The sequence below is a fragment of the Brevundimonas sp. FG8 genome, from assembly GCF_057808845.1.
The window spans coordinates 90,428-107,148 of record NZ_JBMDIU010000004.1 but is presented as its reverse complement, the minus strand read 5'-3'; the positions used below and the strand labels follow the sequence as shown (position 1 = coordinate 107,148).

The window sequence follows — 16,721 nt, the reverse complement described above, 5'->3', positions numbered from 1 at the left end:
TTCTCCCGCTGTTTGCGTGATTCCGCCCGGCGCCTTCAAGCGTTCCGTCCCGGCGTCAGGGTTTGAATCGGTAATAGTCGCCATCGTCATGCTGGTCCGGCGTCAGATCGAACCGACTTTTCGCCGGCTGATCCTGCAACAGGTTATAGATGTCCGAGAGAACCGAGCGCGTTCCGCTGAAATAGCCGTGCGCGAGGAAGTCGGTCTCGACCGCCGAGGCGTCGATGCTGTCGATGCCGGGGATGATGACGATCGGCTCGCCCGCGCGTGGGGCGCCGTTGACGACCTTGGAGGCTTCAATCGCCTTGTCCTTGGACGAGGCGTATAGGGTGACGGTCTTGGGCAGCGTCTTGAACGCCTTGACCACGTTGCGGAAGACGTCGGCGTCGACGTCCGGCGCTGTCAGCACCACATGGTGCAGATTCGGGGTTGCGCGCTGGCTGAGGGCTTCCAGGGCGTTGCAGACCGCGCGATTGCCCATGCTGTGGGCGATCACATGGACGCGGGTCGCGCCGGTCCGGGTCGCCACGTCGGTCAGGAAATCGACCAGATGGGTTTCGGTCCAGATGACGGTGTTGGCGTCCACGACATACCCCGGGATGGTCCCCTGCGAGGGCCAGCTATACAGGATCGGCGCGCCATCGAACCGGAGGTCAAAGGCCATCTGCGCCGTCTGGCGGGCGGCGTTGGCGAACTTCACATTGTAGCCGTGGACGAAGACGAAGGCCTCTTTGCGCTCTGACCCGGCGATTTTCTGCGACACCCGACTGTAGAAATCCTCATCACCCAGCTCGGTCACGGTGCGCAGGGAGACGTGTTTCTCGGGGTCTTCCGCGAACTCGAACTTCCACCATTTCGGCCGTTCGACCGATCCGACCTTGTGGCGCGCGGGAATGGAGACATCGCACTCGCCGAGTTGCAGGCCGTCCGCCCGTCTGGGGCCGTAATCAACAACCTTGCCTGGCTTGGCCGCCAGCTTCGCCCGGTCGGTGGCGTAGAAAATCTTGACCAGACTGAAGCCGACATCGGGGATGGAAGGCGAGTTGGCCTTGCGGGACTTGAACGTCCCGGAGCCGCCCAAGGCCTTGGGGAGCGGCCTCGCGTCATCGTCGTTGGCTTCAACCCACTCCACATAAGACCGGGGCTCTGGTTCATCGTTCTCGGAGCCGATCAGCCGACCGGCAAGCCATGCTTCTGCAAGCGCGGTCGCCAACTGCTCTACTGTCGCCGCTGATCGCCGGGACTGCCTTGCCACGAAAGTGGCGGACGGTTCGATGACAGATGGGGCATACAGCGCCCGGATGACCTGCTCGATCATCGCCTTGCGCTGACCGGTGCTCGGCAGGGCCACAGCGACCAAGGCGGCGCCCGGGTCGGTATTACGGGGGCGCGTGCCGGTGGCGTCCTCAATCGCGTCGTAGATCAGGTTGACGATCTGATCGACGGTGATGGGCGTGGACATGAGCGGCTCCCCCGAGGCGCGATCCGGTTATGGATGTCTATCACCTTAGGTTGATCGTGGGATGTGCTCAAGTCTGCCGGGAGGGCCTCAGCCGGTCTTCTCCAGCCAGTGCAGCCACTTCCGCTTCATGGCTTGCTCGATGTCGATGTCCGCGGCCCGGCAGTAGATGAGCAGCATGCCCAGCACGTCGGCCGCCTCGTCGCCCAGCTTGGCGTGATCCGCCGCGCCGCGCGCCCGACCGGTGGTGCGCAGGTGCTCGGCGACCATTTCGCCCAGCTCCTCCTGCACCTTCAGCAGCGCCCAGTCGCCGGACGCCGCCTTGTCACGGTCAATGCCGTGCTCGCGGGCGTAGATGTCGGAGATTTGCAGGACGGACGCCTGCAGGCCTTTGAGGTCCATCAGACCGCGACCGGCGCCTTGATGTGCGGCCAGGGCTGGTAGCCGTCCAGCACGAAGTCCTCCAGCCTGTAGGCGAACAGGTCGTCCCTGGGCGTGATGGTCATGGTCGGCAGGGGCAGGGGCTCGCGGGTCAGCTGCAGCTGCGCCTGCTCGATATGGTTCAGGTACAGATGGGCGTCGCCGAAGGTGTGCACGAATTCGCCGGGCTCCAGCCCCACGACCTGCGCCATCATGATGGTCAGCAGGGCATAGCTGGCGATGTTGAACGGCACGCCCAGGAAGACGTCGGCGCTGCGCTGGTACAGCTGGCAGCTGAGCTTTCCGTCGGCCACGAAGAACTGGAACAGGCAGTGGCAGGGCGGCAGGGCCATGTCGTCCACGTCCGCCGGGTTCCACGCCGAGACGATGTGGCGGCGGCCGTTGGGATTGGTCTTCAGGCCATGGACCAGCTTCTCGATCTGGTCGATGACGCGGCCGTCGGGGGCGGACCACGAACGCCATTGCTTGCCGTACACGGGACCGAGCTCGCCTTCGGCGTTGGCCCATTCGTCCCAGATGCTGACGCCGTTTTCCTTCAGCCAGCCGATATTGGTCTCGCCGCGCAGGAACCACAGCAGTTCGACGATGATCGAGCGCAGGTGCAGCTTCTTGGTCGTCAGGACCGGGAAGCCCTTCGACAGGTCGAACCGCATCTGGCGGCCGAACACGCCCAGCGTTCCGGTGCCGGTGCGGTCATCCCGGCGCGCGCCGTTGTTCAGGATGTCGCGCAGCAGATTCAGGTACTGGTGCTCCGGATGGTCGGCCGGGGCGGCGGGTACATCGATCAGGTCAAAAGCGGCGCTCATGGGGACGTAGTGTGCCGCTGATTCTCGCTTCGCGGCACCGGCCTGATTCGCTTGCCCACAGAAACTGGAAGCGGCGTCCGGTCAGGGTGCCTGGACGGGCGTTCGGGTCACCGTTTGGGTGCTCGTGCTCTGCTCCACGACCCCGTCCGCCGTGATGATCTCCAGGCGGACCGTCCGGACCTGCCGGATCGGACGTCCTTGGGGATCGGACTCGCGGACCAGGGTTTCCGTCCCGGAAATCTGATCGGACGCATGGGCGGCCACGGCCTGTTCCAAGGTCACGGGCGTTCCGGTGATTTCGCCGACCACCACGTCCGTCTCGGCCTTTTCCCGGCGGACTGCGTCTGGGTCGACCTCGGCTTCAATGCCGTGGGCGCCGGAACGCAGATCATAGACCTTCAGGGTCTCGAGGACGGCGTTTGGGTCGCATTCGATCTTGAAGGCTGTCCAGCTGAAGAACCAGCGACCGCAGGCTTCGCGCGGGACCTCGCCGGTCTTCAGCCAGACCTCGATGCGCTGTTCCAGCTCGGGGCCGTTCAGCAGGCGCGCCGGAGCGCTTTCCGACCAAAGGATGCGGGCGGGCCATTGCCAGTCGCGGGCCCGCTCCGCGGGCGTTGTATCGGCGGGCAGGTCGAATTCCAGCTCCAGTCCTTCGGGAAGAACCGCCACGACCCGCTCGACGAGCGCGCCGCCGGAGTTCGATGTGCTGCTGGAGCCGTTCGTTGACTGGCTCTCGGTCCGGACCCGCAACTCCAGTTCGTACGCGTCGCCCGGACGATCCGTCGGCGGGGCCTGTTGAGCCGAGGCTTCGGCGGAGAAGGCCAGCAGCGCCGTCAGAAGTTCGGCAAATCGCAGCATGTCAACTCCTCGGCTCTGGCCGGAGCATCGCCCGGATCGGAGCGGTTTGGAATTGGTCAGGCTGCCTCACCCCCCGAACCCGCCCTCATCCAGAAACGCCTGCTCCTCCGCCGTCGTCTCCCGGCCCAGACACGCGTTCCGGTGCGGGAAGCGGCCGAAGCGGACGATGATGTCGCGGTGGATATGGCCCCATTTCAGCAGCTCCGCGTCGTCGCCGATCAGCGCCAGATAGCGGTCCTGATCCTCCAGCCGCTCGGAATGCTCGAACGGCAGCAGGAGGAAGTTCCGCAGGTCTGTCTCGAAGGCCAGATGGTGGCCCCGCGCGACCGCCTGTTCGGCGAAGTGGCGCGCCAATGGATCGGTGGCGAACTGGTGGGCCGTGCCCCGGAAGGTGTTGCGCGGGAACTGGTCCAGCAGGATCAGCAGGGCCAGCGCGCCCTCCGGCGTGTCCGCCCAGTGATCCAGCTCTCGCCGCGCCGCCATCATGTGACCGTGGGCGAAGCGCCGGCGGAAGACGTCGTCGAAAGCGTCGTCCTTGGCGAACCACTTGCCGGGCCCGGCCTCTTTCCAGAAGCCGGTGACGTCGGAAGGTTGTAGGTCTGTGCTCATGACCCAGACCCTACCCAATCCGCTCCCCGCCTACCACGACGCCGACTGCGACCTTTCGATCATCCGCGGCAAGCGGGTGGCCGTGATCGGCTACGGCAGTCAGGGGCGGACCCATGCGCTGAACCTGCGCGACTCGGGGGTGCGCGACATCGTCATCGGGCTGAAGGCGGGCTCGGCCACGCGGGCGAAGGCGCAGGCCGACGGCTTCACCGTCCTGACGGCGGGCGAGGCGACGACGGGGGCGGATGTGGTCGCCGTCATGGTCTCGGACGAGGCGCACCGCGATCTGTGGCGCGACGAACTGGAGCCCAACATCCGGCCGGGCGCGGCGCTGATCTTCGCCCACGGCCTGTCGGTGCGGTTCGGGCTGGTGAAGCCGCGCGCCGACCTCGATGTGATTCTGGCCTCGCCCAAGGGAATCGGGCCGCGCATCCGCGACCTGTACGAGGCCGGGGAGGGGGTCTTCTGCCTGTTCGGCGTGCAGCAGGACGCCACCGGCGGCGCCCATGCGCTGGGCCTGTCTTACGCGGCGGCGCTGGGCTGTGGCCGCAAGGGCATCCTCGAGACCACGATGAAGGACGAGTGCGAAAGCGACCTGTTCGGCGAGCAGGTGGTTCTGTGCGGCGGGGTGGCTGAACTGGTCGACGGGGCCTTCATGACGCTGGTCAACGCCGGCTATCCGCCGGAGGTGGCGTGGTTCGAGTGCTTCTATGAGCTGAAGCTGGTCACAGACCTGATGTTCGAGAAGGGAATCGCCGGAGCGTTCGGGCGAATCTCCAACACGGCCGAGTACGGCGCCTATCTGACCGGGCCGCGCATCATCGGCGACGCTTCAAAGGCGGCGATGGACGAGGTGCTGGACGAGGTTCAGTCCGGCGCTTTCGTGGGCAAGCTGATGGCCGATTACGACGCCGGGTCCCCGGAACTGCTGGCCCACCGCAAGGCTCTGGGCGAACGCGCCATCGAAAGCGTCGGCGCGCATCTGGCGGCGGTGGCGGCGAAAGCGTCGGGGGGCTGAAACGAAAAGAGCCTCCCGAGGGAGGCTCTTTCGCTCGCTTCCGGGGTTTCGGGAAACCCTTGGGAAGAATGGTCGGAGTGAGAGGATTCGAACCTCCGACCCCTGCGTCCCGAACGCAGTGCTCTACCAGGCTGAGCCACACTCCGACTTGAGGAGGGGGCTTATAGCGACGGGTTTTTGCGCCCGCAAGCGGAGAAAAGCCCTCGCGGTAAATAGTTCGCGACCCGGCGATCGGCGACCGTCGCTTGCCCGAAAGCGCTCCGGAAAAGGAGATGAAAGAAGCTGCGAAAACCCTCTTGCGTCCCGCTTCGCCCCGGCGTATCTGACCGCCTCCTCGCTTCCGGGCGGGGGACGCCGGACCTGCTGGGGAATGGTGTAATGGTAACACTCCGGTTTTTGGTACCGTCATTCTAGGTTCGAGTCCTAGTTCCCCAGCCATCCGCCGCCTTGAAAACGCAGTCGAAATCCGGCGGCGTTTTGCAACACGGTTTTGCAGTTGAAGCCGTGACGCTTCCAAACCCTCTGCGTTAAGGCCGGTTGTCCCGCCGCTGCCGCGAGCCGACATTCCGATTGTCGCTGAAGGGTGGTTAGCGGACCTCCGAGTTCTCCGACGCACGAACTGCGTGAGGGAGAAAACGGACTTCAGCTTGTGTCCAGCAATCGCTCCACTGTGTCGCAACCATCGAACCGCAAAGACACGCCCGGTTCGGTCCGTCGAGGCCATCCGACCCGCAGCAACCGTTGTCGATCCCGGCACGATCCAAACCGTCTTTGATTATATCTTCGGGATTGGCGGCGACCGCGCCAGCCTCTGAATAGACCTTCCGCTCGACTGTCCCGTCCGCGTGAACGGCGTCAACAGCGTCCTCCGCGCTCAATCGGATCAGCAGTCCCTTCGGAACGGCTGGCATCCGGTCAACGCAGGTGCGGTCATAGTCAGCCTCGGTACCCCATTGGCATGGGCCGGTTAGGTGGCGTCCGCAGGAACGGCAGATGATTTCAACCGGCATCTGTTAAGTCTGCCGGGCAGGGCCGATGTCCGCAATGGGTCGAAAGCGGACGTTCAGTTGCAGGCCGAAACCGGAAGTTTGGCTTCTGCGCGGAGCCGGAGAGTTTTTCACCAATCGGCTAACTCGTTGATGTTTCGGGACCGGAAAGGCCGGGGTTTTGCATTCAACCCCCTGACAAAGCTGGAAAACGACGCGCTTTTGGTACCGTCATTCTAGGTTCGAGTCCTAGTTCCCCAGCCACCGCCCTCACAGCATTTGAGCGCTTTTGACCTCTCCAGACGGAGGCGGGTTTTACGGTTGGCGTTGTGTTCCGGGTCTTCTGAAGCCTTGCGGTCATGTCGATCCGAACCGCCTCGCCGCTGTCGAGGCCGCCGGCCGCTCCCGCGCGTGTCAGGTGTCGAACACCAGGTGCAGGTGCTGGGGAAAGGGTGTGCCCGCCTTGTCGATCCGCCCGCCGGGGCCCGCCGCGCGGCGCAGGTTGGGGCGGGCGAGTAGCGGCTTGAGCATGGCGGGCAGCACCGCGCGGTTGATGTGCGCGCCGAAGCAGACGTGCATGCCGTAGCCCCACAGCATGTAGGTCTCCCACGGCCGGTCGGTGCGGAATCGGGTGGGATCGGGTATCGCCAGCGGATCGAACATCGCCGACAGGTTCGACGCCATGACGATGCTGTCCTTGCGGATCCTGCGGCGGCGAAGTGCGCCGGCGGCGATTGTGGTGTCCCTCATCGCGCGGCGATAGACGACGGGGTTGAGCGGCCGGAACCGGAGCGCCTCGAAGACATGGGCGGACAGCGCCGGATCGTCGTCGGCGCGCGCCGCGGCGCAGGCGGCGGCGAACTCTTCGGGTCGATCCAGCAGTTCGTCGAGCGCCAGATTGGCGGCTGCGGAAAGCGTCGGCAGTTCGCCGATCAACAGTCCGATCAGATTGTTGCGGATGTCGCGATCACTCATCCCCGGCAGGCCGGCCTCGCCCATCGCCAGACAACGACCGAGCACGTCGTCCCTGTGCGGGGCCTTGCGGCGCTCGGCGATGTGGGCGTCCATCCAGACCCGGAAGTCCGCCGCCGCCTTTCTGGCGCGCGCATCGAGATCGGGATCGGCCTGCAGGTCGATGAACAGATACCAGAACAGCAGGGTGGTCCATTCGGCGATCGCCGCCTCCGATGGGCCCGGCGTGCCGAAATAGTGGTCCAGCAATCCGGCGGCGACCGGCTGGGTCAGGGCTTGAGGCACGTCGATCGCGCCGGGCGCCATGGCGACGATCCCGGCGGCGGCGGTCGAGACATAGGGGGTGACGATTTCCGGCACATCGTCGCGCCGCACCACCAGCCGCATGTTGGAGGTGTCGCGGGTGTAGCGAGGGGTGTCCTGCATCCCGAGAAAGAAGTTCTCACCGGCGGTGATCATCTCCATGCGCGGGGCGTAGACCACGCCGAAATCCGCCTCGCGGCTCAGGATGTCGATGACATCGGCCCGTCGGGTCGCGATCGCGGTGATGCCGTTGTTGGGATAGGACTCGATGATCCGCCGCCGGAGCACCAGATTGGGCTGGAACAGCCGCAGCAGCGCGAACACCATGCGCTGCCCCTTCGGCCCGCCGATGGCGGCGCCGAGCCGGCTCGTGATCGTCCCGCCCTTGCCGAACACTGCGCCGATGCCCGCGGCGATCAGCCAGAGCAGGGCCCGGAGCCCCTGAACGAGCAGCATCAGCCGGCGCCAGATCACGGTCGGCAGGTTGAACAGCCATTGCATCGCGCGCGCCTTTTCCGGAGGGCCTAGTTGGGTCAGGTCGGGTCGATGATCCCCATCCCGATCATCCGCAGGGCGGTCATGCTGGGCAGGAAGAAATAGTCCCCGCCGCGCGGCTCCACGAGTTGCGGAACGCGGTCGCAGATGAAGGGCAGCTTGCCGACTTCAGGATCGACCGGGATCACCATCTTGGGCTCCTCCGCCTTGGGATGGTTCCCGATCACCGGGCAGGTGTCGCTGCCCGCGTTGAAGTCCAGCCCGTACTGCATCCACTGCTGCTGCACGAACTCGAACTGGCGGAACAGATTGGTGCAGATCGCCATGAAGATGATGCCGTGGTCGCCGTCATCGGTCGGGGCGTTGGCGTCATACTGACCATAGGGCAGGCCGCGACGCAGGATGCGACGGCGGTTGATGATCGCGCTGCCGTCGCCTGACAGGCCGTCGGCGGTGAAGGTCGGCCCCAGTCCGTCGCGCGGATTGGCGCGGCGCAGGTGCGAGGTGACCGGGCATTTCGATCCCGCCGGATCGGAGGCGTAGGTGAAGTTGGTGAACTTCAGCGCGATCTCGGCCAGCCTGGCCTTGTTCTTCTCCGCCCGCGCCTTGTCGAGGTCGGCGCGGAAACGCTGCCAGTCGGCGTAGGTCGGCGCGATGGTCAGCGGGACGCCGTCCTCCCATCGGCCGACCATCTTGGCCTTGATCGTCTCCACCGCCTCCGCCTTGGGAACGTGGAATATCCTGGCGTAGCGTCCGGCCTGCTCGTCGATGTAGCGGTTGAAGGTTCCGACGGCCTCGTGCAGCTTGCGATAGGCCATGAAGGCGCCGTTGCGGCTGAAGGCGATCGGCATCGCCGCGCCCGGAATTTCCTGCGCCTCGTCCGGGTAGCCGAGCAGGAACTCGCCGGTCGCCAGCGGCTCCCATTTGTACGTCTTCTTCTTCGGGTCATAGACCAGCTTGCCCCCGCCCGCGACGCGGACCTGCTCGGCCTCACCCGAGAACTGGCCGGAGAAGACCGGGTCGCCGAAGCCGTCTGACAGGCCGAAATGCTCCTTGTTGGTCGGCCACCAGTTCTCGCCGTCCTGCCGCATCACCGCGGACAGGTCCTGCCATTGCGCGTTGTCGGGGCCGACCCCGTCGAGCAGAACGACCCCGCCCCTCGATTTCTTGCAGAGCGCGACGATGGCGTCGGTCTCGGCTTTCAGTTCGGGGCAGGCCGTGCCGTCGGGGTTCTGCTGGGCGTAGAGCGTCAGCAGGATATGGACGCGCCTGTCGCCCTTCGAGTTGCGCCATACCGCGTCGCGCTTGTCCAGGAAGGGATCGTCGCCCAGCAGGGCCGCCCGCGCCTCCATCCCGTCGATGAAGTCGTCAGGCATGCCGCGCAAGGTGCGGGTCGGCACGCCCAGGGCGAGCAGTCCGGTGAAGGTGAAGCCGATATTGAGCGTCACTTTGGGCTTCATCAGCTGAACGCGACCCGGATAGTCGGGCTCGCCCTGCGCGCGGACGATATCCTTGACGCGCGGATTGCGCGTGCGCAGCAGCGGCTCGTCTCGCTTCGGGTCCTTCCAGCGCGCGGCGGTGGTGATCTTCGGCAGCAGGGCCTCGACAAAGGCCCGCCCCTTCCGGGCGTCGCGCACGGTCAGATAGAAGTTTCGCCCCTTGGGGAAGCCGTCGCCGTAGGTCCGCAGAATCCCGCCCTGAATGTCGGCGAGGTCGAGCAGGGTGGCGGAGGACGGCGTGTTGGTGGCGTTGGTCATGCCGCATCTCCCGGCTGGCTGCGGATCACGCCGGGGGGCTGGGTGGGCCCGTCCAGGTCGCCGGGTCTGGTGGCGGTCAGAAAGGTGCGGAACTCGGCGCCCCATTTCGTCCGGTCCCGGCGCTGCTGCGCCGTGGCGAAGCGGGTGAAGGCCTGCTGGAGGTACAGCGCCTTCAGCACATTCCGCAGATCCGCGCCGGGGGAGGCGGGGTAGGGCTTCCGGCCCTTCGCCATCACCCAATAGTAGTCGATGAGGAGGCCGAGGATCAGCACCCCCAGCCCGACCCAAGGCGCCCAGCTCCAGCCGCTCCAGCCGGCGAACTCCGCCGCCCAGCGCCAGCCGGTCCAGCGCAGGAAGCCCGCGATCAGCGACCCCAGCAGCATCAGCGCGCCGATGCCCGGGATCAGCGCCAGTCCGGGGATGGATATCTGGCTCAGCTTCGGCGGGATGTACCAGTAATCGTGGAACGGCATCGTCGTTTCGATCTGGCACCGCAGGATATAGGTCGCGAAACTCGCCGCGTCCTTCACCTGATCGAAGCCGTAGCAGTACTGGAAGATCGACCGCAGCTCGGGCTCCATCTGGCCCCACAGCTCCTCGAAATAGCGGCGCGGCTCGCCGGCGCCGGCGGGGTCGGGCAGGTCGAAATCGATGGTCCAGAAGATGTAGGGGCAGGTGATCTGATCCACCGGCTGGGCGGCGAGCAGGTCGACCTTCATCACCGCGTTGACCAGCGCATTGCTGTGGTCGCGGCCGTTGAAGTTCGGCTGATCGAGGATCACGAAGCGCGTGAAATGGGTGCGCAGATTGCGGGAGAAAGGGCTGTTCAGCCCGATCTCCTCGGTCGCATGGGATTGCAGCGCCGTGGGCAGGGTCTCGAGGATCTCGCGCACGATGTGGATGGGCGAGCTTTTGATCACGCCCTTCGCGCCCGTCAGGCTGCGATGCTCGACAACCCCCTCGTTGCACACCGGCACGGCCGCCGTGAAGAAGTAGGTGCTGACGTCGATATTAGCCATCGGCTCTTTCCTCCTTCCGGACGGGCGTTTCCGGCGGCGGCTCCGGCGCATGGGGCGGTTCGCCGGCGTTCGGCGTAACGTTAAGAGCGGCGGCGACCGCGGCCCTGACCTCGGCCCTGACGGCCTCGTCCTCGTTCGCGCTGGACGCGAGGACGACATCCTGTGCGATCGGTTCCAGGGTGCGCTCGGCCTCGATCGGACCGGTGCCGCCCTCGCCCCACAGACCCAGCTCGGCATCGGCGCGGTTGCGGTCGGCGGCGGCGGTGTCACAGCTCGCGATCGGGGCGTAGCCCGGCGAGCCCAGCCCGCCCTGATTGGCGATCAGCAGCCGTTCGAACGCCGAGGCCAGCTCGGCGTCGCTCAGCCCCCCGGCCTTCGCGGCGACCGCGGCCAGATCGTGCGACAGCTTCAGCGCCAGCTTGATATCCCGCTGCCCGCTGCCCGGCGTCGCGTTATAATAATAGTTGGTGTCGACCTGATTGGCGCGGATGTAGTTCTTGAATGGGGTGACCGGGATCGAGTTGGGGTATTTGGTGCTCGAATACCAGAACAGGTCCAGCCCGCCCGGAATCCCGTCGGCGAAGGCGTCGATGTACTGGTCCCAGGTGCCGTTGAAGTTGCTGCAGAACAGCATGTAGTCGTTGGACAGCTTCGCCGGGGGCTGGCCCAACTGCGGCCACTGATCGCGACGGATCATCACCCAGCGCGCGAAATGGATGAAGCCGAGCCCGAGCAGGCCGCTGAGGGTGCCCGGCAGGGCGCGCGAGAGCATGAAGATGAAGGTGTTGATCCACGTCGCGCCCGGCCGCATGGGCGTCACGACATTCATGGCATAGGCCTTGCCGGCCAGATTACTCATTGATCCACCCCCCGAGGAACAACGCGTCATATCGTCCCGAGCGCCGCCGCGCCCGGAATGCCTCGATAGCCCAAGCCTGCAACTTTTGCTAGTGAAGGGTGAGTGTTCGCAACTTGTTTGAGATGGCGCCTCGCAAGCCTTTGATTTCGTCTCATGGCGAAGTCCGACCGATTGCGGACCGACCGACATCGCGTGTCGTCGAAGTCGTCTTGTAACGCTTCCGCGTTCGGGCGCCTGGGCGAAGAAGCGGACTGTCTGCGAGGGCGTCGAGGGTCCGGCGGACGGCGATCGCCGTCAGTGCCCGATCACGGTCGGCAGCGCCTGCCATGCAACGGCGATCAGGGAAACGGCGGAGCCGAAGGCCGAGACCTGGTCTGAAAATCCGGAGCCCCGGCGGCGCAACTGTGTGACGGCCGCCCATAGCAGCGTTGCGGCAAGCAGGGTGCACCCCCCGCTGAAGGCCAGGCCGGCCATGCGCCAGCGTACATCGTCGGCCGTCGCTACGACGTCGGCGACGCTGGAGATCAGATAGACGCCGATGAAGTGAAAGGCCCACACAATCAGGCCGCCGGTCATCCAGATCCAGGTCTTCATGGCGCGCCCGGGAAGAGGGCGGTGAGGGCGGCGGAAAACGCGCCCTGACCGGCGGAGTAGGTGAGGAACAGGGCGATCAACTGGAAGGTTGAGGGGCGACGCGCCTCGACGTGGCCGAACAGCAGTCGCAAAACCGCGTACAGCGCCATCAGGGCGACGATCCCCATGAAGAAGCCGTGCCAGGACAACAGGGCGAAGACCGTGGCGCCCTGACCCGTGGCCGAGGCCTTGAGACCGGCGTCGATCCAGCCGTTCAGATCGGTCCACCACGCCGCGCCCAAGGCGGCGGCCGCCAGCAGCATCAGCAGGGTCGCGATCACCGGGCTGCGGGGGCGGTCCAGTGACAGCACCCTGCACGACAGCCAGGCGAGGAGGGCGCCGATGAGGTTGGCTCCAACGGTAAGGTAGAGACCCGTCGCCGGCGGAGGGGCGATCCAGTCCTGCGGGTTGCGGCTCCACAGGAAGACGTAGCTGAAGCCCGCCAGAAGGGCGATCATGCCCGCCACGATCAGGGTGATGACCATGGCCCACCAGCCGTGGCTGGACGGGCCGCTCATATAGGTCGGCACCCGAACGCCGCCGCCGATATCGACCGTCTCGGCGATGCGCGGGCGATCCAGCATCCAGCACCAGTGCATGATGCACCAGACGGCCAGAACGCCGCTGATCGCCGAGGCGACATAGGCCTGCACGGTCAGCAGCAGGAACAGACCCGCCGTGAAGATCGCCGCCCAGACATGCCAGGGGGAGGGCGACGGCATCCGTTGCAGGTATTGCGGCTCGGCGTTGAGGGTGGAGGTGACCAGGGTCTCCCGCGCGCCGGTTGGAGCGTTCGGCAGGAAGTAGCGTCCGGCTTCGACGTCGCGGGCGAGGTTCTTCTGCTCCCACAGGGGATAGAGGCTTTTCACGACCGGAATCGAGCGGACCGAGTAGAGGCCGGTCGGCAGCCATTCGAGCCCGGGTGAGCCGTGGATATCGCCGCTGTCCTTGTCGCCGAAGGGGCGGAAGTTGCGGATCATGTCGATGATCCAGAGGAGGACGCCCAGCGCCGTGATCGCCGTGCCGATGCTGGAGATCAGGTTGGGCAGCTCCAGCCCACGTCCGGGAAGATAGGTGAAGACGCGGCGCGGCATGGCCATCAACCCGCTGAGGTGCATGGGCAGGAAGGTCACGTGCATGCCCGTGAACATCAGCCAGAACACCCACTTGCCCATCCGCTCGCTGAGCGGGCGTGTCGACGACATGGGCAGCCAGTAGTAGATGGCGGCGAAGAAGGGGAAGACCATCCCGCCGATCAGCACATAGTGCAGGTGGGCGACGATGAAGTAGCTGTCGTGGGCCTGCCAGTCGAACGGGACCATGGCGACCATCACCCCGGTCAGACCGCCCATGACGAAGGTGATGATGGCGCCGGTGACGAACAGGCCGGAGGTGGTGAAGCGCATCTTGCCCGCCGCGATGGTGGCGATCCAGGCGAAGACCTGGATGCCCGCGGGCACCGACACTGCCATTGACGCCGACGAGAAATAGCTGGTCGAGATGGTCGGCATGCCGGTGGTGAACATGTGGTGCGCCCACACGCCGAAACTGATGAAGCCGGTGGCCAGCATGGCCAGAACCACGGCGTTGTGGCCGACCAGCGGCGTGCGCGCGATAGCCGGGATCATGGTCGACATGGCCCCCGCGGCGGGCAGGAAAATGATGTAGACCTCGGGGTGGCCGAAGAACCAGAACAGGTGCTGCCACAGCATCGGGTCTCCGCCCTTGAGCGGGTCGAAGAACGGCCAGCCGAAGACCCGCTCCAGCTCCATCAGGGTGGTGGCGAGGATCACCGACGGGAAGGCGATGATGATCATCCCGGCGAAGATCAGCATGGCCCAGGCGAAGATGGGCAGCTTGTCCAGCGTCATGCCGGGCGCGCGGTTGCGCAGCACGCCGACAATGATCTCGACGGCTCCGGCGATGGCGGAAATCTCGATGAAGCCGATACCAAGGAGCCAGAAGTCAGCGTTGATCCCGGGCGAGAAGGCGGTCGAACTGAGCGGCGGGTACATGAACCAGCCGCCGTTCGGCGCGAGACCGAAGAACAGGGAGCAGAAGAAGGCCAGTCCGCCAATCAGATAGGCCCAGAAGGCGTAGGCGCTGAGGCGCGGGAAGGGCAGGTCCCGCGCGCCCAGCATCTGGGGCAGAAGCAGCACCGCCAGCGCCTCGACGGCGGGAACGGCGAACAGGAACATCATCATCGTGCCGTGCACGGTGAAGATCTGGTTGTAGGTCTCGGCCGGAAGGACGCCCGCCATCGGCACGGCCAGCTGGGTCCGCATCAGGACCGCAAGGACGCCCGCCAGTACAAAGAACAACATGGCCGCGCCCACATAGTAGACGCCGACGAAATTGTTGTTGATCGCGGTGATCCACTGCCAGCCTTTAGGGTGGCACCAGATGCGTTCCAGTTCCTCGACCTCGCCTTCCGGACGAGGCCCGGTGGTGGGGAATTGCTCGTACAGGGTGGTGTCGAACCCCGTTTCCCTCTCGAACTCGCGGCTCACTTCAGGCTCTCGAGCCAGCCGGAAACCTCGCGCAGTTCCTCGCCGGTCAGCACGGGATAGGCCGGCATGCGGTTGCCGGGCTTGATCGACTGGCTGTCCGAAATCCAGCCCGCCATCGTGCCCTGGTTGTTGGGAAGAATGCCCGCGCCGAGCGTGCGCCGTGAGCCGACGTGGCTGAGGTCAGGGCCAGCCTGACCGTTGAAGGCCGTGCCGGCGACACTGTGGCAGGCGCCGCATCCGGCGCGGGCGAAGACCTGTGAGCCGATGGTCGGCTGAAGGGCTGCGGGAGAGGGCGCGGTTTGCCGGGCGCGCCATGCCGCGTAGGCCGCCGGCTCATGCGCCACCACGACAAAGCCCATCAGGGCGTGCGGCCCGCCGCAGTATTCAGCACACTGTCCGCCATAGGCTCCGGGGGCGTCGGCCTGAATCCGGATCAGGTTGCGGCGTCCGGGGATCATGTCGACCTTTCCCGACAGACGCGGAACCCAGAAGCTGTGAATGACGTCGGCGGAGTCCAGTTCGATCACCACGGGACGGCCCGTGGGGATGTGCAGTTCGTTGGCGTCTTGGAAGGCTTCACGACCTTCGCCGTCCAGATAGGCGATGCGCCACCACCACATCTCGCCGGTGACGCGCACGCGCATTTCGTCGGGACCGGGCTCCTGCGTCAGGTGACTGGTCAGGCCGAGACCGTAGATGAGCAGGGCGGTCAGGACCACGACGGGGAAGGCGAAACCGCCGATCCAGACAAGCTTGCGCCCGCCCAGCCGCTCGCGCCAGCGTCGGGGGCCGAACAGCGCGACGCCCAGCGCCGCCAGCACGATCAGCAAGACCGAGCCGGCCATGGCGAACAGCACCCATGACAGGGTGTTCAGCGGCTCGGCGAAGGGTCCCGCCGGATCCAGCGCAGGCGGCGGCCAGGCCGCTGTTCCGTCCGCTGCGGCTCTAGTCATGGAGCGTGTACAGGTAGGCGGCCACGTCTCGGGCCTCGGCTTCGGTCAGCGGCATGGCGGGCATGGCGGTGGCGGGCGCCATCGACGGCGCGTCCTTCAGAAAGCGGACCAACTGGTCCGGCCTGTTCGGGAACTGTCCCGCGATCAGCGGGCTGTCGGCGAAGCCGTGCAGCGAAGGCCCGGCCAGCCCTTTCGGCCATCCGACGCCTGGCGTGTCGTGACAGGCGGCGCATCCAACGCGCTCAATCACCCGCACACCCCGGGCGGCGTCCGCGCCCATAAGGGCGCGCGGAGGCTCGCTCTTGTCCGCGCAGGCGCACAGAAGGGCGGTCAGGGCGATCACGCCCCACCTCACGCCGGTCCCTGTCGGTTGTCGAAAGCTTTCATTGCGCCCCTGCTTCGTCTGGGAGCTAACCCGCTCCCATGGCCACGGTTCCCCCGGAGCGGAACCGTGGCGGTCGGACGGTGTTCGCTCCGGGTGCGTTTCTCACTCCTGACCCTCCTCCTGCTGCCGCTCGCGGCCTGCGCGCCCCCCTCCAACCAGACGGGCGCGGCCTTCACCGAGACCGGCCAGATCATCGCCATGGGCGGGGGAGAGGGCGGCCCGGCCAACGCCTGTTTCAGTTGCCATGGTCTGGCTGGAGAAGGCGACGGCGTCAGCGTGCCGCGCCTGGCCGGGCTGGACGCGGGCTATCTGCAGAAGCAGATGGAGGACTACGCCAGGGACGTTCGGCAGGATGTGGTCATGCGGGAAGTGGCGCGCTGGCTGGACGACGGCGACCGCCGGGCGGTGGCGCGCTTCTATGCGGACATGCCCGCGCCGCCCGCGCGGGCGACCGTCGGTCCGCCGCCTGCGCTTTATCTGACCGGGGACGCGTCGCGGGGCGTGGCTCGTTGCGCGTCGTGTCACGGCGCGGATGGACGGGGCGTGGGCTTCGGAAATCCGGCCATCGCGGGTCAGCCCGCGGCCTATACGGTGGATCAACTTCATCGCTGGCAGGAAAGGAAGCGGCGGAACGACCCGCGCGGCGTGATGACCGACG

The 16,721-nt window shown here is 66.2% G+C and carries 14 protein-coding genes, 2 tRNA genes and 1 pseudogene; 3 read left to right on the top strand and 14 right to left on the bottom strand.

What is annotated here, in order from left to right; genetic code table 11:
* Window positions 1–55: 55 nt before the first annotated feature.
* From ACODRV_RS09415 to ACODRV_RS09395, 5 genes are all read right to left on the bottom strand, one after another.
* Window positions 56–1,462: an alpha/beta hydrolase gene (locus ACODRV_RS09415; RefSeq protein ID WP_141627074.1), complete on the bottom strand. Its 1,407-nt coding sequence runs from the start codon at window positions 1,460–1,462 to the stop codon at window positions 56–58.
* A gap of 87 nt (window positions 1,463–1,549) precedes the next feature.
* Window positions 1,550–1,861 (bottom strand): nucleoside triphosphate pyrophosphohydrolase family protein, encoded by a 312-nt coding sequence (locus tag ACODRV_RS09410; protein ID WP_488908147.1) that lies wholly within the window; start codon window positions 1,859–1,861, stop codon window positions 1,550–1,552.
* Window positions 1,861–2,706: a thymidylate synthase gene (locus tag ACODRV_RS09405; protein WP_488908146.1), complete on the bottom strand. Its 846-nt coding sequence runs from the start codon at window positions 2,704–2,706 to the stop codon at window positions 1,861–1,863. The genes ACODRV_RS09410 and ACODRV_RS09405 overlap by 1 nt, the downstream gene beginning before the upstream one ends.
* An 81-nt stretch (window positions 2,707–2,787) precedes the next feature.
* Entirely contained in the window at window positions 2,788–3,564 is a 777-nt protein-coding gene (locus ACODRV_RS09400; protein ID WP_488908145.1) for a hypothetical protein, read from the bottom strand.
* Window positions 3,565–3,630: 66 nt separating this feature from the next.
* On the bottom strand, window positions 3,631–4,173 hold the full coding sequence (locus ACODRV_RS09395) for a DUF924 family protein (protein WP_141627070.1): 543 nt from the start codon (window positions 4,171–4,173) through the stop codon (window positions 3,631–3,633).
* Here ACODRV_RS09395 and ilvC point away from each other — a divergent pair.
* Window positions 4,172–5,191: a ketol-acid reductoisomerase gene (ilvC, locus tag ACODRV_RS09390; protein ID WP_488908144.1), complete on the top strand. Its 1,020-nt coding sequence runs from the start codon at window positions 4,172–4,174 to the stop codon at window positions 5,189–5,191. The two genes, ACODRV_RS09395 and ilvC, sit on opposite strands and share 2 nt — an antisense overlap.
* A 69-nt stretch (window positions 5,192–5,260) precedes the next feature.
* Here the strand turns inward: ilvC and ACODRV_RS09385 are convergent.
* Window positions 5,261–5,337, bottom strand: a tRNA-Pro gene (locus ACODRV_RS09385).
* 218 nt (window positions 5,338–5,555) lie between these two features.
* Between ACODRV_RS09385 and ACODRV_RS09380 the strand changes: the two genes are divergently transcribed.
* Window positions 5,556–5,629, top strand: a tRNA-Gln gene (locus ACODRV_RS09380).
* 962 nt (window positions 5,630–6,591) lie between these two features.
* Here ACODRV_RS09380 and ACODRV_RS09375 read toward each other — a convergent pair.
* The 8 genes from ACODRV_RS09375 to ACODRV_RS09340 all read right to left on the bottom strand — a co-directional run bounded on the left by ACODRV_RS09375 (window position 6,592) and on the right by ACODRV_RS09340 (window position 16,021).
* The gene (locus tag ACODRV_RS09375; RefSeq protein ID WP_488908143.1) at window positions 6,592–7,953 is read right to left on the bottom strand and encodes a cytochrome P450; all 1,362 of its coding nucleotides are present in this window, start codon (window positions 7,951–7,953) and stop codon (window positions 6,592–6,594) included.
* A gap of 32 nt (window positions 7,954–7,985) precedes the next feature.
* Window positions 7,986–9,704 (bottom strand): Dyp-type peroxidase, encoded by a 1,719-nt coding sequence (locus tag ACODRV_RS09370; protein ID WP_488908142.1) that lies wholly within the window; start codon window positions 9,702–9,704, stop codon window positions 7,986–7,988.
* Entirely contained in the window at window positions 9,701–10,723 is a 1,023-nt protein-coding gene (locus ACODRV_RS09365) for a hypothetical protein (protein WP_488908141.1), read from the bottom strand. The genes ACODRV_RS09370 and ACODRV_RS09365 overlap by 4 nt, the downstream gene beginning before the upstream one ends.
* Window positions 10,716–11,582 carry a hypothetical protein gene (locus ACODRV_RS09360; protein ID WP_488908140.1) on the bottom strand — a complete coding sequence of 289 codons (867 nt, stop codon included), beginning with the start codon at window positions 11,580–11,582 and terminating at the stop codon, window positions 10,716–10,718. Before ACODRV_RS09360 ends, ACODRV_RS09365 begins: the two co-directional genes overlap by 8 nt.
* 294 nt (window positions 11,583–11,876) lie before the next feature.
* Entirely contained in the window at window positions 11,877–12,176 is a 300-nt protein-coding gene (locus tag ACODRV_RS09355; protein ID WP_488908139.1) for a hypothetical protein, read from the bottom strand.
* The gene (locus tag ACODRV_RS09350; protein ID WP_488908138.1) at window positions 12,173–14,725 is read right to left on the bottom strand and encodes a cbb3-type cytochrome c oxidase subunit I; all 2,553 of its coding nucleotides are present in this window, start codon (window positions 14,723–14,725) and stop codon (window positions 12,173–12,175) included. Before ACODRV_RS09350 ends, ACODRV_RS09355 begins: the two co-directional genes overlap by 4 nt.
* Window positions 14,722–15,678 carry a cytochrome c oxidase subunit II gene (gene coxB, locus ACODRV_RS09345; protein ID WP_488908137.1) on the bottom strand — a complete coding sequence of 319 codons (957 nt, stop codon included), beginning with the start codon at window positions 15,676–15,678 and terminating at the stop codon, window positions 14,722–14,724. Before coxB ends, ACODRV_RS09350 begins: the two co-directional genes overlap by 4 nt.
* Window positions 15,671–16,021, bottom strand: a complete 351-nt coding sequence (locus ACODRV_RS09340) for a c-type cytochrome (RefSeq protein ID WP_240811619.1) — start codon at window positions 16,019–16,021, stop codon at window positions 15,671–15,673. The genes coxB and ACODRV_RS09340 overlap by 8 nt, the downstream gene beginning before the upstream one ends.
* Window positions 16,022–16,261: 240 nt before the next feature.
* On the opposite strand from ACODRV_RS09340, the pseudogene ACODRV_RS09335 reads away from it, so the two are divergent.
* Window positions 16,262–16,717 (top strand): annotated as a pseudogene (locus tag ACODRV_RS09335) (c-type cytochrome); the annotation flags it as partial.
* Window positions 16,718–16,721 lie beyond the last annotated feature (4 nt).